Here is a 21,962-nt window from a genome sequence, read left to right on the forward strand (position 1 = left end):
GCATTAAGCTAAGATGCTAGGCATCCCTTGGTAGGCCTTTTTGAATGACCCGAACCAGTCGCTCAGTTTTACGGTTATTGGCTGGTGAGCTTCTTGAGTGTTGCTGCGCTAGGGCCCAATCGATATGTTCTTTCACCATATCATCGACATCCGCTTGGGCTTTACGTTGCTCGAGGGCGGTGATGATTTGCGGCGAACTTGGCGCATTGCCTAGGGCAACGGCGATATTGCGTAGCCAGCGCTGATGACCAATACGGCGAATGGCGCTGCCTTCGGTCTGTTTGAGAAACTCGGTTTCGCTCCAGGCAAACAAGGTAAGTAGTTCAGGTTGTTTGAGTTTAGGCCGAATGTGGAAGTCACTCTCCTGAGTCAGCGGCGCCTCGCGATTGACTGGGCACACCAACTGACAATCATCACAACCGTAAATGCGATTTCCCATCAAAGGGCGAAACTCCTCTGGAATAGCTCCCTGCAATTCGATGGTTAGATAAGAAATACAGCGCCGTGCATCCACGGTATAAGGTTCGACGATAGCGCCTGTTGGGCAGGAGGTGATGCATGCCACGCAGGTGTTGCAGTCTTCTTGGATAGGAATGTCTACGGGTAAAGGCAGGTTGATCAGCAATTCCCCGAGGAAGAACCAACTGCCCGCATCGTGATTAAGGATAAGTGAGTGCTTACCTGTCCAGCCTATGCCAGCTTTTTCGGCGAGTGGACGTTCGAGCACTGGGGCAGAATCGACAAAGGGTCTAAAGTCGGCAGCATCGAACCCGAGAGAGACAAGCTCGCTACTGATTTGATCCCCCAGTTTTTTTAAGCGGGCACGGATGAGTTTGTGGTAATCCCTACCGCCCGCGTAACGCGAGATATAGCCCATATTCGGCGAGGCTAAGTTAGTGGCAAAACCCGCCTCAGGCGGTAGATAATCCATCCGTGCTGAAATCACTCGAACTGTGCCTGGGTGCAATTCGTGGGGGCGAGCACGCATCATGCCATGGGTCGCCATGTAGCCCATTTCCCCGTGATAGCCTTTATCCAGCCAAGCCTGTAATTTGACTTCTTCCGCAGTTAAGTCGGTGTCGCAAATCCCTATTTGGGCAAATCCGAGCGCCTTTCCCCAAGTCTTGATTTGCATGGCGAGACGACTAAGTGTTGCGGCGTCGGGAATATTGGCGGGAGAGGTTACTGTGGTCGACATGGAAACGGCATTGGGCTTAATTGGATGGCTCTATGATAGCAGTTTTAAGCCACTGCGGACGAGTTTAGTGTTTAGGGGATTTAAGCCAAACCGCAATTGTTGCTTTCTTCTGTGTGTAAATTAGATCTATGATTAAGATTAACTTTCCCCTTCGGCCTTGCCCATGTTGCCTACCTTTAGTAAACACTGCTATCGCCTATTGTTTTGTATGGGCCTATTGGTTTATGCCGGCGCGAGTTTTGCTGTAACCGAACCTGTTCGTTTAGTCACAGAAGCTTGGCCACCCATGAGCTTCGAGCAAGATGGCGTACCAACAGGCTTTGGTGTGGAGCTGGTTAATCAGTTACAGGCACGAATTGGTCAGCAAGAGAAAATTGAAATTTTACCTTGGGCGCGGGCTTACGCGATTGCTAACTCGGCGCCAAATATATTGTTGTTTGCCACCTCCATTAGCGATGAGCGGGAAGCCCATTTCGATTTTATTGGCCCTATTGCGACCAGCAAAATCACCCTCTACGCCAAGGCTGAGGATCCCATCAGTATTAAACAGTTGGCAGATGTCAGTGCGGCGGGAATTGTCGGTGTTTATCGTGAGTCTGTAGGCGCACAGTTATTACAGCAGCAAGGTGTAACCTCTTTATTAGTAGCGAGTTTTCCACAGCAATCGGCTAAACAACTATTATTTTCACGGGTACGCTTTTGGTGTCAGGCTGATTTGGCCGTAAAACATATACTCGAGGAGGTTGGGGCGAGACTTGAAGATGTTCGACCCGTTTATGTCGTGTCTGAGGTTAATCTCTACCTTGCTTTCTCTAAGGGGACGTCTGCGGATATGGTTCAACGCTGGCAAGCTGAGCTAGAAAAGCTTAAAGAGTCGGGGGATTTTACTCGACTCTATCAAAAATGGTTTGGCGCATTACCGCCACCTCTTCAACATCAAATCTTTTGGCATAAAGATAATTAAGCTATCGCCTCAGCAGCTTTAACGCAGTTTCTTCCGGCATTCTTGGCTTCGTATAAGGCATTGTCCGCGCGTTTCAATAGGCGGGCAAAGCTATCATCTTGTTTGCCTAATTCAGGATGTAAAGTCGCTACTCCAGCACTTACGGTTAGCTTTAACTCTACGGGTAAATTAATAGCGCCATAACGAGTGATTAAGGTTTGTAATTCATGGGCGAGTTGCCAAACTCGGTTTGCATCAGTATTGGGCAGTAAAATTAAAAATTCTTCCCCGCCGATACGACCAATCAAATTGCGATCCGCCGTTAAAGCTTGGCAGGCTTCGGCTATGGTTAACAGAGCTTGGTCACCAATTTCATGGCCAAAATTATCGTTAATCTTTTTAAAATGATCCGCATCGAAAATAATCACTGATAACGGGGTTTGTTGCTTTAGCGCCTGTTGAAAGTACAGTTCCGCTTGGGCATAGATATGTCTGCGATTGGGCAATTGGGTCAGATAATCTGTTAGAGCGATGGTTTGTAGGTGACGATTGCGGTGTACTTGTTTATAGGCAAACAGCGATACTATCGCCAAGATACAGCCTGTGAGCAGTAGGATGATAAGTTGTAGAGATTTGTTTTTTTCAAGTAGTGCTAATTCTTGTTCCTTCGATTTTTGATTATCAATCAATCGCTTATTTTCTGATTCGATCCAACTAGTATCAAACTTTACCTTTAATTCCGTCGTCTGATGCGCTGAAGTGTTATCATCCACTTTTTTGGTAATGACAACAAATTGTTGAAGCGTATTATAGGCTTGCGGTAAATCGCCAAGGGAGGCATAAATATCGCTTTTTAGTTGTAAAAGCTGGATCAGACCTCGGTCATTGTGCATCACTCTAAACGCATTTTCTGATGCCGAGAGTTCATCCAGTGCTTCTTGATAACGCCCCTGCTGAAAACGAATTTTCCCCAAAAATAGCTTTAAAAAACTATAAGCGGCTGGTTCATTTTCAGTAATCTCCTGCGCGGCTTCCTTTAAATAGGTTTCGGCTTCATTTAGGCGATTTAACTGAATAAGGCTATAGGCAATATTGGTTGCGTTGATTGCGGCAATAAGGTTGAGATTATGTTCTTTAAAGTACTGATAGCTAGAGCGAAAGTTTTCAATTGCTTGCTCATGCTCACCCATTTCGTCTAATGCAATCCCGATGTCGGAAGTGACATTGGCAACTTGCTCTTTATTTCCATTTTTTACATATAATTCTTTGAGTTTACTATAGTATTTTATAGCGCTCTCAGGGTCGCCATAACGCCTAAAGCTCGTGGCTATATCGCTGAGATTGACATTTGCCCATCCGGTAAGATTTAAAGACTCATAAAGTCCTTGAGCTGTCACTAGGTCATCTAATGCTTCAGAAAAGTCACCTATATAAGAGTGCAGAGCACCCCGCAGGCTGCGAGCATCGGCAATAAGTTTGATGTCCTCATTCTCGTACGCACTTTTAACGCTCTTGGTATAGCCTTGCATGGCTCCACTGATATCACCAGTTAATTGTAGAAACCAAGAATGGCAAAGAGTGATATCTGTGATGTAATGAGCTGATGCTGTTGCAGTTATATTGGCGAGTGCTTGTTCTGCAGAATGTAAAGCCTTAGCAATTTCTTCTTCGGTGTCGGACGGCTGGTTCCAGCACTTGAGCTGATTAAGTTTCTCTATACGCAGAGAATCATCGCTTGATATTAATTTTTCTAATAACGCTAGATTTTGTTCGATAGTTTCACGCGGTATCGCCTCGCCACTATCAAATAATGCGAATATTTGATCAACTTGAGTTTTCTCTTCTGCTGCAAGCGTTAGTGGCACAATAAGCAACAAAATGAGTATGGCTAAATATCGTAGGCAATGTTGCAAGTGAGGTATTTCCTGTTCGCACTGAAACAGATAGCTAATCATTATCTTAGCATAAGTTTTTCACCTATAGTTTACATTGTCTATTGGCAATTTTTGCATTCATTCCGCTATCAAGGTATAAACGTCGCCTTGGATCTCTCCCAATAAGGAAACCCTTTGAAAAAATTACTCTGTGCCGCACTGTTGCTGTTCACGGGAGCGAGTTGGGCAAACTCGGATGATATCGAAACCTCGGGCGATGTAGTTCATTTACTCCTGCCGGCGACGGCTTTGGGCGCGACCCTATTCTATGAAGATGGGAATGAAGGCTCATGGCAATTACTTAAAGCAGCAGTCTCGAGCAGGGTCATAGTCGAAGGGCTCAAACTGGGTGTCAGTAAGGACAGACCCGATGGCAGTGGTGATGATTCTTTTCCGTCAGGACACACTTCGGACAGCTTTATGGCGGCGACCTTTATTCAGCAGCGTTATGGCTGGCAATATGGTCTGCCAGCATACCTTGCAGCGACTTATGTGGGCTATACCCGAGTCGAGAGCGATAAGCACTATTTCGAAGATGTCCTCGCAGGCGCTGCCATTGGCGCACTGGCGGGTTGGTATTTTACTGAGCCCTATAAAGGGATCACTTTGACACCTTTAGCCCACAACGGGGTTTATGGTTTGTATATTAGCGGCCAATTTTAAGCCGTTTAAGTTAAGAGAGAAATTATGGCTGAAGTATCTGTTGAGTATCGTGAAACCGCCGAGCGGATTTCCCACAATGTTGCCAATAAAGTGTTACCTATGGCAAAAATGCCAGAAAGCCTATTAGAGGCTTATAAAGGTCTATGCGCCGAGTTGTTACTCGATCGCGAAGGCAAATTTGCCGCGGCTTGGGAGGCATTGCCTGCCAGCGCCCGTAACTTGATGCCACAGGCTGAGTTCCACGGTTTCTATATTGCCAATGCTTGGCTGCAACTTAGCCGTGTCGCCCAGGAGATTTCTGAGCAGGCCGATACCGATGAGGCCATCAACGAGAAGGAATACAACGGGATTTTCGGCCGCTTAGCCGATGAGTCACTGAAAGAGTGTGTGCGGAAATTAAAGAAAGCGCGTACCGACCGTTCAATGCTCAACAGCTTTAAACAGGTAATGGCGCCTTAAGCTGTGAGTTTGACTCAATAAAAAGCCCGTCGATTGACGGGCTTTTTATTGGAATAATGTCTGAAATTAGAACGAAGTACGCTTATAACGGCGGTACTCTGGCTTCCAGAAATTATCTTCGATTGATTGCATCAGCAGTTCATCACTCGCTGGTAAGGATAAGCCTTGCTCAATCGCCACTTTACCGACGGCGAACGCAATATGCTTACTCACTGAGTGAATATCTTCCAGTTTTGGCAGGAGCGGCCCAGAGCCATTAATGGCTAACGGTGAGCATTCGGCGAGCGCACGGCTCGATGCCATTAACATCGCATCGGAGACATGGCGAGCACCCGAGGCGAGTACACCTAAACCAATACCTGGGAAGATAAAGCTGTTGTTACATTGCGCAATTTCATAGGTCTCGCCATCAACAACCACAGGTTCGAACGGGCTACCCGTTGCAACTAAAGCTTGGCCAGACGTCCAGTGCAGAATGTCTTTTGGCGTCGCTTCAACACGACTGGTAGGGTTCGAAAGTGGGAAGATAATTGGGCGTTCGCAGTGGCTATGCATTGCACGCACAATTTCTTCAGTAAATAGACCCGGTGCGCCCGATACGCCAATCAGAACCGTTGGCTTAGCGTTATTGACTACATCGAGCAGTGAAATATTATCGCTGAAGTTATTCCAGTTGCTGATATCGGCACATTTTTGAGCCAATTTTTGTTGGAATGGCAACAGGTTAGGCATGTTGTCGAGCAGCAGGCCCCAACGGTCAACCATGCAGACTTGGCTGCGGGCTTGCTCATCGCTAATCCCTTCAGACACCATTTGCGCAACGATAGCTTCGGCAATACCGCAGCCAGCGCTACCCGCACCTAAAAAGGCAACTCGTTGTTTGTTCAGCTCAGTGCCCGCGGCTTTACAGGCGGCGAGTAACGAACCTACAGTCACAGCGGCGGTGCCTTGAATGTCATCGTTAAAGCAGCAATAGCGATCTTTATAACGCTCAAGGATTGGCATCGCATTCTTTTGGGCAAAATCTTCGAATTGGATCAGTGTATCTGGCCAACGTACATGCACGGCTTGCATAAAGGCTTCGATAAACTCGGCATACTCTTCGCCGCCAATACGTGGATGGCGCCAACCCATGTACATAGGATCTTCCAGCAATTGTGGATTATCGGTACCTACGTCTAAGGTAATGGGTAGTGTATATGCGGGGCTGATCCCACCACAGCTAGTGTACAGTGACAATTTACCAATCGGGATCCCCATGCCGCCAATACCTTGGTCGCCTAAGCCTAAGATACGCTCACCGTCGGTCACAACGATGATTTTTACTTTTTGGCGAGTCGAGTTATTGAGGATGTCGTCGATTCTGTCCTTATTCGGGTAGGAGATGAACAGACCACGGTTACGGCGATAGTTTTTCGAGAAGCGCTCACAGGCCAAACCTACCGTCGGGGTGTAGATAATTGGCATCATTTCGCTGATGTGGTTTTGCACTAAACGATAAAACAGGGTTTCGTTGGTGTCTTGAATGTTGCGCAGATAGATGTGCTTATCGAGATCGTTATTGAAACTTCTGAACTGATCGTAGGCGCGCGAAGCCTGTTCTTCAATGGTTTCAATGGCGTAGGGTACTAGGCCTTCGAGGTTAAAGAAAATACGCTCTTCTTCCGAAAATGCACTGCCCTTGTTAATTAAGGGAGCTTCAAGAATGGCAGGTCCTGCAAACGGAAGATAGAGGGGGCGTTTATTATCGTCCATGGGTAACCTTTGAGTTATTGTTTAAGTGGTTCGGTACGTGCTTGAGACGTGCTATAGGTCACGTAAGGTTATCACGAAATGTGATCTTTGTTGCCTGTGTCGTGCGCTATTTGTGGCTTTTTTTGCAGCACAGGCAATTCTTACTGTTTAAAACAGGCTTCTGTTAAATTGTTGTAAATGCTTTTGCCGAGTAAATGGCTGTTTAACGGCGTTATTGAAACAAAAACGCAGCCTAGGCTGCGTAATAGAATCACTGTATTTCGAGCACTAAATTGATGGATTGATATCCCACAGCGCCTTGGGCTATCTGGCAGCTATCATCTAGCATAGGTTTAATCGTTAATCTGGCTTTATTTACCATGACTTGGTTTTGTTCTTCATCTAAGCATGCACTCTTCACCCATTGTGTAAAATTATTCACTACTGGCTTAGTTACTTGGGGTGAATTAGAGGTGGCTGCTTCTGCAGTTTTCCTTATTGTTAATTCAGCAATTTTATTGCCCTCTTTGTTCATAGTGAGCACTGACCCCTTAGTGAGATAATGGGATATAGCGTTTATTTGAGTGTGAAAACTGTGTGCGGTTTTCTGCTTAACTTGTTCAATAACCCATACGCCATGTTGCCCAGAAACTGTAAATTTTTGTGATTTAGTATCAACCAGTAAAGCTGTGTTTTCATCAATTCCAAACGCCATCTCAGTACCAGTATTTGCGGCCAAGATCAGCAAGCGTAGCTGGCGATCCCGTTCAGTAAAGTGGGTATCGAGAATGCCAAAGGGGAAAAATCCTAGGCCCCCTTCAGGTCGGTAAGTCACTGCTGTAGCTGGAATTGCACCATCACAATTATTGAGTTCACAACGTTCACTTGGCGCCTTTGCGGCATACGTGCCAAAGGTGAGTGCCCCCTCGCTGGTGCCACCAGTAATCATATTATGTTGGGTCATGACTGCTGTGCCTGCACTGGTGCCGCCGATAACGATTTGTTGCTGAGCAAAGCGCTTTTTAACCAGTGTTAAGGCGTCACTTGGTTGACCCTCAGGCGTTAGCCAGGCTTTTAGGGTTAGACTTTGATCGCCTCCGTTGAGGAACAATCCATCCATTTGTTCAAGAAACTTGTAAAGTGTGTTTGGATTATCGCAGTAATCATGTTGACGTTGAGTCTTTGCAGGATAGAGCCTTTGTTTATCAATGTTTCCTTGGAGTTGCTGACGGAACAATGGCAGCATTTTACATTCACCAGTGGCAATTCCCTTTTGCAGAGCAGCGTCAATGGGGAGCCAAATCACCTCTGCGCCCGCTTGCTCAAACACACTTAGATAAAAGTGAGCACTCTCAAAGGGATCTCTGGCCGATGCCGTAACGATAGCAATTAATGGCCGCTGTGCAGTCGGTTGCCTTTGTTGACGCTTTTTTAAGGCTTGTTGAACAAACACTCGATAAAGTTCAATAGTCTGTGAACTACGACTGGCATCAAGTATGACTTGCTCTTGTTTACTTGAACCATCCGCTTGCTGCTGTCCTTCGAGTAAATCGAGTAGGGCAAAATACGTTTTATCATCCAATGAGTTGAGTAACGCTGGATCGAATTTTCCAATCTTCTGTTTTAATTCGTTTAAGGGAATTAGCGCGGGGTATTTTTCTGCGGCTAAGCTGGCATTACGTAGATTGGTCTGTTGTGCTTGAGTGAGCATCTCAAGGCTTGGGTGAGCCAAAGCCCGCTCTAGCCATAATGGACTGAAATCATAGCGAATGTCACGTTTGGCGGTTGGCGAAAATGCGGTGTTGATTTTGCAATTTTCAGGTGACATTGAACTACAGGTCTTTATTCCTCCACCAACGAGCATCAGGTCAAATTGTAGCTGCTGAGGAGCTTGTTTTTGGGGTTGTAAAATAGGTAACGCATTGAGGTTAGGAGAAACTAAGACGCCAAAAAAACAGCAAAACGCTAGCAACTTCTTGGATCTAAAAAGTAAGTATTTTGATGATGGATGGTTCATGGTGGCACTCAATAAAAAAGTGTGCGCCATGTATTGACTCGGAGCTTATGTTACGGATAGCCTCTTAACAGGTCAATAACAAGAGACTGTTTTTTATAACATGAACTCTGCAGCAACTCTTTTCCAACGATATCACTATCGTACGTGGTATCTGTCCGAATGGTGGGACGAATAACCTACTGAACACGCTTGTGTTTAGTGGAGTTTTGTTCTGCTGTCTAACTCCCCTATCAATGATTTGATAGACGAAAGGCTTTCTGTAAAACATTAACTAATGCCATGCGTATTGACTCACGCACAGCAAAGCCACGTCTCAAAATTCTAATAAGATGATTTTCGGGAGCTTACCATGAGAAGTTCAGTACTTTTATGCACAATTTTTGGCTTGGCCTTGTCACCTATCGCAGTTGCAGTTGCAAATGAATTAGAAAAAAGTTCGCCAAATCAACCCGCGACAGAATCTGAGGTTGAACGGGTTGCCGTCACAGGTTCTCGCCTTAAGGGCGTGGATATGGAAGGGGCAAATCCCTTACAAAGTTTTAGTCAGGATGAGATCACTAAACGCGGTTATGCATCGGTCAGTGAGTTTCTCAAGGATTTACCTCAGGCTTCGAGTGCGGGAACCTTCTCCGAAACAGGCGGTGTAGGCGGTGCAGATGGCGCTCCTGCGGGAGCCTCTGGTGTGAGTTTGCGTGGATTAGGCTCTAGCTCGACCTTAGTGCTCGTCAATGGTCGACGGGTTGCTGTGGATTCATTTTCAAATGGCTCGGACTCCTTTGTTAACGTTAACGCAATTCCCTTATCTGCGATTGAGCGCATTGATGTATTAACCGACGGCGCCTCATCTATTTATGGCTCAGATGCGATTGCAGGTGTGATTAACTTTATCTTACGTAAAGATTTTGTTGGGCATGAGCTGACCGCGCAATATGGTGACGATACCTCGGATCATGATGCGAGCCGTAAAAATCTGACCTACGCGGGCGGTTTTGCAACGGAGAAAAGCAATACCACTGTCGTATTAGATTACGCAACCCGTAACCCCATTTTTAACAGTGATAGACCTGTCAACGTCACGTTTGAATCGAATACTCGTATGACAATTGATGGTAGCGATTATGCCGAAACCTGGTGTGGTAACGACACCCAAAAGGCAGGCACCCGTTGTAATTATGACTATGTGATCCAGCGGGCTATTCAGCCTGATTACGAAAATGCGGGAGCGACTTTCAATCATATTTATCGATTGGATAATGGTTTAGAGCTATTTGCTGAGGGCATGTATCAAAAAAATACGGGCTCAGCATATGAAGCACCTGCGGGCTATACCGTTGATGTGGCTGGTGACGCGGCGTTTATTCCGCAATATGTGAAGGATATTGATCTTAAAGATGGCAGCGTCAGTGATTTTATCACGGTGAGAACACGCTTTCCTGAGCGTCGAGTTCAGGAATACGATACACAAAGCTACCGTTTACTTGCGGGCCTGCGTGGTGAACTGGCGGAGTGGAGCTGGGAAAGTGCGCTGAGCTACGGCAAGTCGACTAATGAAATCAAAAACATATCTGGTTATATGAATGCGAATTTATTGGACGATGCTGTAGCGATGGGGAAATTTAATCCCTTCAATTTAGGTCGTGATAATACAGAGGCTGAGCTAGCGGCGCTAAGAGATCCCGGAGTTCGTCGGGGTGAGTCCGAGGTGCTTTCTGTCGATTTTAATATTAGTGGCGAGTTATTTAATTTACCTGCTGGTACTGTAAGTTCAGTATTTGGCGGTGAATTCCGTAAAGAGGACATATTCGATAAACCGTCGGTTAATGCGGTCAATAACGAGATTATCGGCTTAGGGGCAAGTGATGCCGCAGCAGACCGCACCCAATATGCTGCCTATGGCGAGTTTAATTTTCCACTCACTGAGAGTTTGGACCTGATCGCAGCTTTACGTTACGACCATTACAGTGATTTTGGTGGCGATGTGAATCCTAAAGTATCGCTGCGTTATCGCCCAATAGATGAATTGGTGCTGAGGGCTTCATGGAGCACAGGTTTCAGGGCGCCATCGCTTTCCCAGCTTGGGGCGGGAACCTCCCTTAGCAGTCAATATATTAATTGCGGCGCTGACGAACCCTACAATAGTCTATGCGGTGTCGCGGGGGCTGAGTTTGGAGAGCTAGAATTTGATCAAGAAACCATTGGTAACAAAGGGTTAGAGGCTGAAAAATCTGAGGCATTGAATATAGGAATGTCTTGGAATGCTACTGACAATTTGCAATTTACTGTCGATTATTGGCGTTATGATCACGATGATATTGTCGATATTGATGCTAACACCACCTTAGATGCCTGTATTAAAAATCCTGCAAATATTGTCGATAGTATCGCAGCATTAGGAGACAACTTTGGCTGCGTGGTGGATAGCCAAGGAGATATTAGCTTCTTACGGACGGGTTACTTTAACGTCGGTAACCAATCGACCGATGGTTTAGATTATAAAGTGGACTATCGTCTTGAAACCGATGCGGCCGGCGAGTTTAGCTTTTATCTCGCGGGTACCGAAACCTTCTCCTTTGAGCGGCAATTGACTCCTTCTACACCGAAGGAGGATTTACTCGGTCGTTTAAGTGGCGCCTCTGAAATTGCTCGCCCTGAAAGCGTGATTGATCTCGGTACTGACTGGCAGCTGAATGATTTGAGCGTCAGTATCGCAGGACACTATATCAGCTCATTAGGTGACGGTGATTTTAAGTTTGATAATGAAACCGTAGATAGCTGGCTGACGTTTAGCGCTAGCGTGGGATATGAGCTAAGTGAGCACCATAGCTTGTTGTTGTCAGTGCGTAACTTAACCGATGAGGAGCCGCCTTATGCTTCATCCCCCACTAATGGTTATGCCAGTTCAGTACATGATTGGCTCGGCCGTCGCTGGAATATGAGTTACACCTTCAAGTTTTAATCAGTCTGTGGGCTGGCTTAATCGCGATTAAGCCAGCCCTTTGTCATCCTATTGATGAAGGTATTCCTCAATGAAATCACCCCTAGCGCGGCAAATGCCCGACGCCTTTGTTATCTTATTTTTTATTGTGTTACTCGCAGCAATCAGCAGCTACCTTGTCCCCGCGGGGTGGTTCGCGATGACGGAGGTCATAGACTCTGCGGGAAATACCGTTAAGCGAATTGACCCACAGCAATTTTTTATTGCTCAAGATACTGCCCACCATGTGAGTTTGTTTTCCTCAACCGATAAAACGGGATTAGTTAACTTTGCCTTTGATGGTATGACATCGGGCGACAGAATGGGTTCCGCCGTTGGGGTTGTTGCTTTTATTCTTATTGTGGGCGGCGCCTTTGGGGTGGTAATGGAAACTGGGGCTATAACCGCCTGTATCATGGCCGTGATAAACCAATTACAACGTAGTCAAATATTATTAATCCCGTTGCTTTTTGTTATTTTCTCACTGAGCGGCGCTGTTTATGGCATGAGTGAAGAAGCGATTGCATTTTGCATTGTCTTATTACCCCTATTTAACGCTCTGGGTTACAGTGCGGCAACGGTTGTGATGGTGACTTATCTGTCGACCCAAATTGGTTTTGCCACCTCTTGGATGAATCCCTTTAGTGTGGCTATCGCCCAGGGGATTGCTGATGTGCCGTTAATGTCTGGCGCGGGTCTGCGAATGGCCATTTGGTGTTTGTTTACTGCCGTTGGACTGGCCTTTACCCTGCATTATGCCAACAAAAACCGTAATCCTTTGCCTGATAAAACCGAACAACTTGAGCAGAGTTCCCTAAATACTCAATGCTCTTCCTTTGATATCATAGTGTTACTTTGCTTGTTTGGCGTCATCCTGTGGGTTATTTGGGGGGTGGTAGCCAAGGGATATTATATTCCCCAAATTGCCAGCCAATTTTTTACCTTAGCCTTACTGGTTGGATTCATTAGCGTTTTATGGCGCAAACGCAGTTTGAACCAAATTTCAATGGCGTTCCAACGGGGGGCAAGTGAATTACTCCCGGCTGCCATGATAGTCGGTTTTGCCAAAGGGGTGGTGTTACTGCTGGGGGGAGATGATCCGCAGCAGCCTTCCATTTTGAATACTGTGCTGCATTATGCGGGTCAATGGCTGGCCTCCTTACCTGATGCTATTGCGGCACTGCTGATGTATCTGTTTCAATCTGTGATGAATTTTTTCGTCGCATCTGGTTCCGGACAAGCAGCACTGACTATGCCTATTATGGCGCCGCTGGCTGATATTGCTGGAATTAGCCGACAAATCGCGGTGTTATGTTTTCAATTAGGGGATGGTTTAACCAATTTGGTCATCCCTACATCCGCCTCCCTCATGGGCTGTTTAGGTGTCGCCAAGCTGTCTTATGGTCAATGGCTCGCGCTGATTTGGCGCTTTCAACTCTTATTGACGATTATGGCGAGTGCGGTGGTTTTATTTGCAATTTTTATGGGATATCACTGATGTTAACTTTAATTCGCAATGCCTTGGTCTACTCTCCACAATTACTGGGGCTACAGGATGTCCTATTTTGTGGGTCGAACATACTGCAAATTGCTAAAGGGATTAAATTATCCAATGCGGCTTGGGTCAAAGAAGTTGATGCCGATGGCTGTATCCTTATTCCTGGTTTGGTTGATCCTTTAGTGCATATTACTGGTGGCGGTGGTGAGGGGGGCTATCATACTCGAACGCCTGAAATGCAATTAACGGATGCCACACTTGCCGGAGTGACCACCTTAGTAGCCGCGCTTGGGACGGACGCGGTAAGCCGCAGTTTAAATGAGTTAGTGATTAAGGCGCGAGCATTAACCTATGAAGGCTTAAGCGTTTTTTGTTACACAGGCTCATATGAGTTTCCGGTTAAAACCATTACTGGTGACGTCACTCAAGATTTAATGATGATTGATAATGTGATTGGGGTTGGCGAGATCGCCATTGCTGATCACCGAGGCTCGCAACTTTCAGTTGCAGAACTCGCACGGGTGGCAGCGCAGAGTCGAGTAGGGGGCATGCTCAGTGGTAAAGCGGGTATTGTATTTGTTCATGTGGGCGATGGCGCATCGGGGCTCAAATTATTACATCAGGTTGCACAGCAATCGGATATTCCTCTGACTCAGTTTTATCCAACGCATATCAATCGCTCACAACCGCTGTTAGAGCAAGGTGTTGAATTTGCTAAAAAAGGTGGGGTCATTGATTTTACCACATCGACCAATCAACATTTCTTAAATCATGGAGAAGTGTCAGTGGTGTCGGCTGTCAAATTTGCATTTGAGCAAGGGGTTGAACTTAGTCGGATAAGCTTAAGCTCCGACGGTAATGCTAGCTTACCCGTATTTGACTCTGCGGGTGAATGTATTGGTGTTGAGGTGGGTAAGGTTAGTAGCTTATTCAATGCGATGCAGGCATTGATCATAAGTGGTTTTACCTTAGAGCAAATTCTTCCACTAGTGACATCCAATGCCGCGCGTAATTTGAAGTTAAAGCGCAAAGGAGGGATTGGTCTTGATAAAGATGCTGACTTTGTTTTGTTAGACCATAAGCTTGCTATTAATAAAGTCTGGGGTAAGGGACAACTACTTGTTGATAATGGCATTGCCGTTAAACGGGGAACCTTCGAGCTTTACTAGCGTTATATTTACATAGTGCTTGCGTGAAATTGATGTATGAAAACTAAAAATCCGAATATTTACAGATATTCGGATTTTTAGTTTTCAGGCTAATCTTAGCAAGATTTGCATTGATGCTAGCAGGATTAGACGCCGCGATATTTCAGTGAGAGACCACGGATAAAGTTACGCAGGATCTGGTCGCCGCAGGCCTTGAAGTTTTTATGATCTGGGTTGCGAAACAGTGCGCTTAACTCAGACTTAGACATTTGCACTTCGGCGAGCGCTAAGGTGGCCATGATATCTTCTTCACGCATTTCGAGGGCAACACGTAACTTTTTGAAGATTAAGTTGTTGTTTAGTTTTGATACTGGCTTTGGCAGTTCAGCCCCTTCACGTAGACCACGTTTTTCGATGATAAGACCATCTAAAAACTGGCATAGGGTCGTGTCGTTACAGGCCTTATAGCCTTCTTCCTCTTCTTTGCGCAGCAGACTAATCATCTCTTCGGTTGGCACTTCTCTTCCAACTTTGGCAAAGATCTTGATCATTTTGGCATTGTTGAAATCAAACACGAAGCGCAAACGGCGCAAAATATCATTGTTAATCATGGTCATCTCTAGGCGCGGCTGCGCTGTCTGGTTTAAGAGCTGACATTATATACTCAAAGTAACAGAAAAGCAGGAAAGTCTAGCGTGGATGAGCAAGTGGCACGGTAGAGCATGAGCCCTCACTGAGGACTCATGCTCAAATGAGTTGAACTACACCTTAACCGCTAGATACCAGTAAATAAAAAGCACTGCAAAAATAAGCAAATAGCTTAATCCTATCCAAGAGAGGCCTTTCATTTTTGTGCTATAACGATGAGCCTCTGGCAGTTGGGTGCTAGTCATTAAGCGATAGTTGAGCCATGCAAAAACCACTGTGGTCATAAAGGCTTGAATCATCACAAACTCCAACAGTGGCAGCAGCGCTCCCTTAAAAAACAGGATGAGCATTAACCCTAATGCGCTTACGCTGAGCATGATGCCCGTCAGGCGTTTGTCCGATTGGGCTTCGCTGACTGCCGAGTGTGACAGCAGTTGCCAGCCCATGTTCAAGGTTCGGCTATAGCCATCGATTACAGTGACAGTGGTGCTGAAAATACATAAAAACGCCACAATGCCAATCAAATAGCGGCTCTCACCACCCATGACTTGGCTATATAAGTTGATTAACTGATTCGCAAATTTGGCGCCAGAGTCGGAAAAGTGCTCTCCGCTACCATGCATTACCAGCGCGCCTAAGGCCAAAAAGACCACTGCCAGCAGGGCAGTGACGATATAGCCTAAGTTGAAGTCTAAGATGGCTTGGGCGGGGGTAACGGGTGATGTCTTTTGTTTTTCCAATAACCACAGCGAATTCCATGCGCTGACCTCAATTGGTGCTGGCATCCAGCCCATCATGGCGACCAAGAATCCCACATGGGCCCACTGCCAAGGTGAGGGGGAGACAAACTGGCTTTCTAGCGGTTTCATATGATCCAATGCCAGCGCGACCGCAATTAAAGTGGTGAGCGTCAGGGCGAACATGATGATCTTGGTCAGCCTGTCCAACAATGAATAGTGCCCTAAAATCAATAACAACAGTGAGCTTATCAGCACCAGTAACGCCAAAATATCTAAGGGTAATGGAATAAACTGCGTGAGCATTGCGGCGGTTAACATGCAGACCCCAGCGGTACTCGCAATAGAGGCGATCACATTTAGTCCAGTAAATAACCACAGATAACCTCGGCCTTGCTTAAGATATCCATGCAGTAAACTTTCGCCCGTTGCAGCGGTGTAACGTGCCCCTGCGGCAAAGAAGGGGTATTTCAACAAGTTTACTCCCAGAATCACCCAGGCGAGTTGCCAACCAAATTCAGCACCGGCGCGGGTGGATGACACTAAATGTGAGGCCCCAATCGCGGCGGCGGCCATTAATACACCGGGTCCCATGGCCTTTATGCCGAGGGCAAGTTGGGCAGTCCAATTCATGGGGAGAAGTTTTACTTGAGAAGTCGCCATAATACGCAGGGTGTTTCCTTATCCGTTGGAAATGGTCTGGTTGATACTGAGTTATCTAAGCACTTAAGTCGCGGTGTTAACTGTTAAGAATTGTATTTGGCGGCGAGGAGGGCTTCGATGCGTTTTAAGCTTGCCGTCATTTCCACAAGTTGGGTCAGTAGGGCGTTATCTTCTGTGGGGGAACTCGCCTCGGCGGGGGAGTGCACATCACTTAAGCGTTCTTTTTGCTCCAAAATCTGCGCCCTAAAACCCGGCGCGTCGACTATGCCCACCAGAGTGATTAAAGCGCCAGTGCCCGATTGTCCAGCGGTTTCAACAGTGAGTTTATGTAATCCCATTAGGCGCATAATCGGCCCCTGAATGAGGGCGATATCGGTAATTTTATCTAAGGGAACCGTATTTTCTGTGCGAGTTAAAATGCCTCTGCACACAATCAGTTTTTTGCTAGTCAGGCGTGCGCTCATATTACTGATATAGCGGCGCGTTCCCCATAGTCCGATAGGGAACCACAGTAGTAACAAGGGGATACCAACAATACTTAAGGTGAAGTAGGCGGCCCCAGCGAGTAACCAATACATGCCTAAGTTAGCTTCAAATTTGGCTTCATGAATCGTTTGTTCTTGCATTTTCTTCCCTAATTTTTGCATCCAGTTGTTAACTATCTTGAGAGATTTCTGCTTTAAAATACATAGTTTTTGTTAGTAACAAAATAGTAACTTAACCGAAGTAAGGATTTTTGTATCTGGCATTATTTTAAGTGAGTATTTTGGTCGTTATTTTATACAAACTGACACTTAATGCTTTAGCAATGCGGGCGGAGCCGACATGACCTAAATGTTTTACTCTGGTAGAGAGTATTTGCTAAATACCTATAGTTCAATTAATCGGCACTCGCCAAAATGGATGCAGTCGCTGCTGCGGCGCAAGCTTAATCTGATTTAGGCATTAAAAACAAAAGGGCAGAAGATTCACTTCTGCCCTTTTTGCTTAAGTCGTTTAGCGTTTATAGCTGAGTCGCCGCCCATTTCGCGCGGCTTTCACGGCTCTCACTTAAGCCATTTTGCTCACGGAATGCCTTGTAGGCTTCGACATCAAGATTGACTAAGCTAACATCCACTTCGAGCACCAGTTTACACTCTTTCTTAATGCGCCATGCCGCTGTGTTGTACAGCTCAGTTAACGGCAGCGAGCTTAAAAATTCCGGATTATATTGGGTGTAAACGGCCTGAGTTGGATACACCACGAAGGCCAAGTGCCGCTTAGGCTCTTTCTTAAATAAGGCTTCGATGCCATCAGTGGTATTGAGTACTTGCATCTCGATAATATCATCGAGATCTAACAGCTTTTTCTGTGCCAGTTCAGGGGCCTGTGTTTCAGCATTTTCCCAAGCTAATACATCGGCTTCGCTGTGGTTGGTCAGTTGTCCTACTTGAGCCGCACTGAGGCTGAGTGATTGGCGTAAGTAGCTCATTTCGATGGCGTTCAAGCCAATATTTTTAGACATAATGCGGTTCTCAAGTTGATAAAAATAAAATCTCGGTAAAATCAGTATTTGTTTTTAAGCCAAATATCTTCGACCCATTCCCAGAAGGATTCCCAATAAGTATCGGTAAAGTCACCGTTTTGCCAGAAGTGAACTTGGCCATCCTGATCGATACAGTAAAAATCATCGCCTAATTGGCAGATGGCAATTAAGTCCCTTGGTAGGCCGATTGACCAAGCATAGCAGGTGACTTCAGGCAAATAGGTGTGCGAGTAAGGATCGGCTGCGGTGACAGGTTCAATCGCGCCATAAATCACATCACTGGCATGGAGCAGGTATTCTTTTAATTCCCGTGGCAGTGGGATGAGTATTTGCTCCTCTACTTCCACTAATTGCTCGAATGTGGGTAACTCGAGTGGCACAGGTACTGTTTCGCTGCGTTCTTGGAGTTGCTCAATAATGTCGTGCATGGAATGTCCTTAAGGGTCGCCTTATGGCGCGGAATTATATAGGGAAACAAGGCTGGATGCGAGGGAAGGGCTCAGAGGGATGGCGGTCATAGCTCGATGATGAGCTGGATGATGTTTGGGCTGAGTCTGGGGCACCATAAAAAAGCGCTGGCATCTGTTTTCACAAATAGCCAGCGCAACAGTGGAAGTGGTGCAGTTTAAACGGTTAAGCGATTAAATAAACGGGTAATTAAGCTACTGAGTTAGTGAGCAGCAGGCCTTGATCGACGCGTTTATAGTTAAGCCAAGCCTTGTGATACAGCTTATGGGACTCTTGGCGCAGCTTAGCGATCTGTGCGGTTTCAAACTCACTTAATGCACGTTGCTGTTTTATCGCATTTGCCTCAATCTGTTGAACTTGCTCGTAAACCTTGTGCTCTGGGCCACTTTTAATGTCGGCAATATCTTTAAGGTGTAATTGGACCTCGGCAATCATGCCGCTTTCGGGCAAACGTACCAGTAAGTTAAGGTCGCGATAACCTGAGGCTTTTGGCTCGGCAAAACGGTTTTTCTGTTTCACGACCTGAGCTTGCTCGCTTAAGGCGTAGTAGCTTTGCATCAGCTCGGAGATGCTGTTACTGACGATGCTAGCGCGGGCAAGGTCGGTGATTTGGCTGGCATCCCCATTAAATTTAGTGGCGACCTTCTCGGCGGCGCGTTGATAGCTTTTTACGTCAGGCAAAATCACCTGCGCCTGTGAACTGGCCGTCACTGTCTGCAACAGGCTTGCGAGTTCATTTTGGGCCGCGTGGGCATTGGCATATAAGTTGTCTAAACAGGTTGACGCTTGACGTGGGGTGTCGAAGGTTTGAGTGTTGAGTGCATATAGCCCTTGAAGATCATGGCTTTGAGCTTGCCTTGCGCTATAGCTGCCACGTTCGGCTCTGCTGTCATTGATATCTAAAGGATTGGCTACGCCAGTGCGGGTCGATAATAAGAGTAGAAAGATAAAAAAGGTACGAAATAACTTATTCATAACGGCCTACTTCCTTATGGGAGTGATACACATCACGGGAATACCATAGGCTGGAGTGGCTTAATTAAAGCTGAATCAATGATGAAGACTTGTTCATGTTTGGCTTAGGTTCACATTTTTCGCGCCAAAAAAATAGCGCCGCTATAGTGAGCGGCGCCATAGGGTTTGTTGATTACTATCTTGAATTAATTTGGGATTACCAAATTTTCACGCGTTTCTCTGGTGCGATATACATAGCATCACCAGGTTTCACATCATAGGTGGTGTAAAACTCAGGCATGTTAGACAGCGCGCCAAGAGCACGGAATTCCGCTGGTGAGTGTGGATCTGTTGCTACGCGGTTACGCAGGGCTTCTTCTTTGGCTTTTGCACGCCAAATTTGCGTGAAGCCGATGAAGAAACGTTGGTCGCCAGTCAGACCGTCGATAACCGGTGCTTCTTTGCCATTGAGTGACTTTTTGTACGCACGGTAAGCGATAGTCACGCCCGATAAGTCACCGATGTTCTCACCTAAGGTCAGGCTGCCGTTCACGTGCAGATCGTCAAACACATAGTAGCCATCGTATTGTGCGATCAGCGCCTTACCACGGGCAGAGAATTCTTCTAAATCTTTCTCTGTCCACCAGTCGCGCATATTACCTTCGCCGTCGAACTTAGCGCCTTGGTCGTCGAAACCATGACCCATTTCGTGACCGATAACCGCACCGATACCACCGTAGTTAACGGCATCATCCGCTTCCATGTTGAAGAAAGGTGGTTGCAGAATGGCAGCTGGGAACACGATTTCGTTCATGGTTGGGTTGTAGTAGGCGTTAACCGTTTGTGGGGTCATGTGCCACTCGTCTTTATCGATTGGCGCGCCTAACTTAGCCAGTGACTTAGCGTGCTCAACTTCGCTTGCGCGAACCGCGTTACCAATCAAATCATCGGCTTTGATGGTCAGTTTGCTGTAATCTTCCCACTTGTTTGGATAACCAATTTTCGGGTTGAATTTCGCTAATTTTTCGGCAGCAGCTTGCTTAGTGGTATCGCTCATCCAAGTCAGATCTTTGATGCTGTCGCCGTAGGCACCGCGCAGGTTTTCAACCAGTGCTTGCATACGCTCTTTAGCTTCTGGAGCGAAGTGACGCTTCACGTACACTTTACCCACCACTTCACCTAATACACCGTTGACTGCCGCAACACCACGCTTCCAACGTGGCTCTTGTTCTTCTTGTCCGTTAAGGGTTTTAGAGAAGAAAGCAAAGTTTTCGTTGTCGAAGTCTTCGCTCAAGTTGCTCGCCGCGTGGGTCAGCACTTGCCATTGCATGTAGGTTTTCCAAGTCGCCAGATCGGTCGTTTTGAGGACTTCGTTCAGGCCTTGGATATAGCTTGGTTGGTTTACGATAATGTCGGTTTGCTTGTCAGCACCTAATGCCGTTAAGTAGCCTGTCCAGTCGATATCTGGCGCTAAGCTTGGCAGATCTTTAACTTGGTACAGGTTGTAGGTCTTAGTGCTGTCGCGTGTTTCAACCACATCCCAATGTTTAGAGGCAATCGCAGTTTCGAGTGCGAGGATTGCTTCAGCGCTGGCTTTTGGATCCGCAAGACCTGCCAGCGTGAACATTTTTTCAATATGGGCAAGGTAAGCTTTACGGATATTGACGAAACGCTCTGCTTCGTTGAAGTAGTAATCTTTTTCCGGCAGGCTTAAACCGTATTGCCATAGGTGAGTGGCGTAACGGCTAGAGTTTTTCGCATCGATATCGATGTAGAAGGCGATAGGTGTACCGGCACCCATGATTTGGCTGTGGGCGAAGTATTTCACCAGCTCGTTTTTGTCTTTTAAGGCGTTGATGGCATCAAACTCGCCTTTCAGTGGCGTTACGCCCAGTTTGTTTAGCGTCGCTGTGTCCATAAATGAACGGTAAAGATCAGCCACTTTTTGCTCGTCAGTGCCTTCAGCCAGATTTGGCGTGGCGGCCACTTCTTCGATAATGGCTTTAACGTCATCACGGGATTTTTCACGCAGATCGTAGAAGGCGCCAATGCTAGTGCGATCTGCTGGGATCTCGGCTTTCTTCAGCCAAGCACCGTTAACATATTCATAGAAATCGTCCTGTGGACGCACTGATTTATCAAAGTTTTCAAATTCGATACCAGAGCCCAATGCTTTAGTGACAGCGGCAGCAGTAGCGGTTTTAGCTGTTTCTGGCGCTTTAACTTCAGCGGGTTTGTCATTACAGGCAGTGAGGCCTGCGATGAGTGAGGCACACAGTCCCCCAATGAGTACTTTTCTCATGTCGTTTCCTTCGAGTTTGTTATTGTGCCCATCTCTGGGGCTGTTTGGTGCAAAATGGGATTGCTTCAGGCGCAACGCTACGTATGTTAATGCTTTA

17 protein-coding genes are annotated in these 21,962 nt (G+C 46.4%); 6 read left to right on the plus strand and 11 right to left on the minus strand.

Annotated elements, in window-relative coordinates; all coding sequences use genetic code 11:
* Positions 1 to 16: 16 nt before the first annotated feature.
* Positions 17 to 1,198, minus strand: a complete 1,182-nt coding sequence (queG, locus tag EYR25_RS02785) for a tRNA epoxyqueuosine(34) reductase QueG (protein WP_133178470.1) — start codon at positions 1,196 to 1,198, stop codon at positions 17 to 19.
* Between the two features lie 163 nt (positions 1,199 to 1,361).
* Here queG and EYR25_RS02790 point away from each other — a divergent pair, with 163 nt between their 5' ends.
* The gene (locus tag EYR25_RS02790; RefSeq protein ID WP_133178471.1) at positions 1,362 to 2,162 is read left to right on the plus strand and encodes a substrate-binding periplasmic protein; all 801 of its coding nucleotides are present in this window, start codon (positions 1,362 to 1,364) and stop codon (positions 2,160 to 2,162) included.
* Here EYR25_RS02790 and EYR25_RS02795 read toward each other — a convergent pair.
* Positions 2,159 to 4,096 (minus strand): GGDEF domain-containing protein, encoded by a 1,938-nt coding sequence (locus tag EYR25_RS02795; RefSeq protein WP_133178472.1) that lies wholly within the window; start codon positions 4,094 to 4,096, stop codon positions 2,159 to 2,161. The genes EYR25_RS02790 and EYR25_RS02795 overlap by 4 nt on opposite strands.
* 114 nt (positions 4,097 to 4,210) lie before the next feature.
* On the opposite strand from EYR25_RS02795, the gene EYR25_RS02800 reads away from it, so the two are divergent.
* Positions 4,211 to 4,738 carry a phosphatase PAP2 family protein gene (locus EYR25_RS02800; protein ID WP_133178473.1) on the plus strand — a complete coding sequence of 176 codons (528 nt, stop codon included), beginning with the start codon at positions 4,211 to 4,213 and terminating at the stop codon, positions 4,736 to 4,738.
* 24 nt (positions 4,739 to 4,762) lie between these two features.
* On the plus strand, positions 4,763 to 5,197 hold the full coding sequence (locus EYR25_RS02805; RefSeq protein WP_023268526.1) for a DUF3069 domain-containing protein: 435 nt from the start codon (positions 4,763 to 4,765) through the stop codon (positions 5,195 to 5,197).
* A 66-nt stretch (positions 5,198 to 5,263) separates the two neighbouring features.
* Here the strand turns inward: EYR25_RS02805 and EYR25_RS02810 are convergent, their stop codons facing one another.
* Positions 5,264 to 6,952 (minus strand): NAD-dependent malic enzyme, encoded by a 1,689-nt coding sequence (locus tag EYR25_RS02810; RefSeq protein WP_023268525.1) that lies wholly within the window; start codon positions 6,950 to 6,952, stop codon positions 5,264 to 5,266.
* 250 nt (positions 6,953 to 7,202) lie between these two features.
* Positions 7,203 to 8,759, minus strand: a complete 1,557-nt coding sequence (locus EYR25_RS02815) for a cyanophycinase (RefSeq protein WP_165953455.1) — start codon at positions 8,757 to 8,759, stop codon at positions 7,203 to 7,205.
* Positions 8,760 to 9,297: 538 nt separating this feature from the next.
* Between EYR25_RS02815 and EYR25_RS02820 the strand changes: the two genes are divergently transcribed.
* The 3 genes from EYR25_RS02820 to iadA all read left to right on the plus strand — a co-directional run bounded on the left by EYR25_RS02820 (position 9,298) and on the right by iadA (position 14,589).
* Positions 9,298 to 11,904 (plus strand): TonB-dependent receptor, encoded by a 2,607-nt coding sequence (locus tag EYR25_RS02820; RefSeq protein ID WP_133178475.1) that lies wholly within the window; start codon positions 9,298 to 9,300, stop codon positions 11,902 to 11,904.
* 70 nt (positions 11,905 to 11,974) lie between these two features.
* The gene (gene yfcC / locus EYR25_RS02825; protein ID WP_133178476.1) at positions 11,975 to 13,420 is read left to right on the plus strand and encodes a putative basic amino acid antiporter YfcC; all 1,446 of its coding nucleotides are present in this window, start codon (positions 11,975 to 11,977) and stop codon (positions 13,418 to 13,420) included.
* The gene (gene iadA, locus EYR25_RS02830) at positions 13,420 to 14,589 is read left to right on the plus strand and encodes a beta-aspartyl-peptidase (RefSeq protein WP_133178477.1); all 1,170 of its coding nucleotides are present in this window, start codon (positions 13,420 to 13,422) and stop codon (positions 14,587 to 14,589) included. Before yfcC ends, iadA begins: the two co-directional genes overlap by 1 nt.
* Positions 14,590 to 14,714: 125 nt before the next feature.
* Here iadA and EYR25_RS02835 read toward each other — a convergent pair whose 3' ends face one another.
* The 7 genes from EYR25_RS02835 to EYR25_RS02865 form a co-directional block, all read right to left on the minus strand.
* The gene (locus EYR25_RS02835) at positions 14,715 to 15,179 is read right to left on the minus strand and encodes a YehS family protein (RefSeq protein ID WP_165953456.1); all 465 of its coding nucleotides are present in this window, start codon (positions 15,177 to 15,179) and stop codon (positions 14,715 to 14,717) included.
* A gap of 150 nt (positions 15,180 to 15,329) precedes the next feature.
* Positions 15,330 to 16,616 carry an Nramp family divalent metal transporter gene (locus EYR25_RS02840; RefSeq protein ID WP_133178478.1) on the minus strand — a complete coding sequence of 429 codons (1,287 nt, stop codon included), beginning with the start codon at positions 16,614 to 16,616 and terminating at the stop codon, positions 15,330 to 15,332.
* Between the two features lie 83 nt (positions 16,617 to 16,699).
* Complete coding sequence (locus EYR25_RS02845) at positions 16,700 to 17,242, minus strand: PH domain-containing protein (protein WP_039978663.1); 543 nt, start codon at positions 17,240 to 17,242, stop codon at positions 16,700 to 16,702.
* Between the two features lie 377 nt (positions 17,243 to 17,619).
* The gene (locus EYR25_RS02850) at positions 17,620 to 18,120 is read right to left on the minus strand and encodes a DUF4447 family protein (RefSeq protein WP_011623924.1); all 501 of its coding nucleotides are present in this window, start codon (positions 18,118 to 18,120) and stop codon (positions 17,620 to 17,622) included.
* 41 nt (positions 18,121 to 18,161) lie between these two features.
* On the minus strand, positions 18,162 to 18,569 hold the full coding sequence (locus EYR25_RS02855; protein ID WP_011623923.1) for an SMI1/KNR4 family protein: 408 nt from the start codon (positions 18,567 to 18,569) through the stop codon (positions 18,162 to 18,164).
* 229 nt (positions 18,570 to 18,798) lie between these two features.
* Positions 18,799 to 19,584 (minus strand): RelA/SpoT domain-containing protein, encoded by a 786-nt coding sequence (locus tag EYR25_RS02860; RefSeq protein ID WP_133178479.1) that lies wholly within the window; start codon positions 19,582 to 19,584, stop codon positions 18,799 to 18,801.
* 196 nt (positions 19,585 to 19,780) lie between these two features.
* A complete protein-coding gene (locus tag EYR25_RS02865) occupies positions 19,781 to 21,865 on the minus strand; it encodes a M13 family metallopeptidase (RefSeq protein WP_133178480.1) in 2,085 nt (694 codons plus the stop codon).
* Positions 21,866 to 21,962 lie beyond the last annotated feature (97 nt).

The sequence above is a fragment of the Shewanella decolorationis genome (assembly GCF_004354305.1).
GTDB lineage: Bacteria > Pseudomonadota > Gammaproteobacteria > Enterobacterales > Shewanellaceae > Shewanella > Shewanella decolorationis.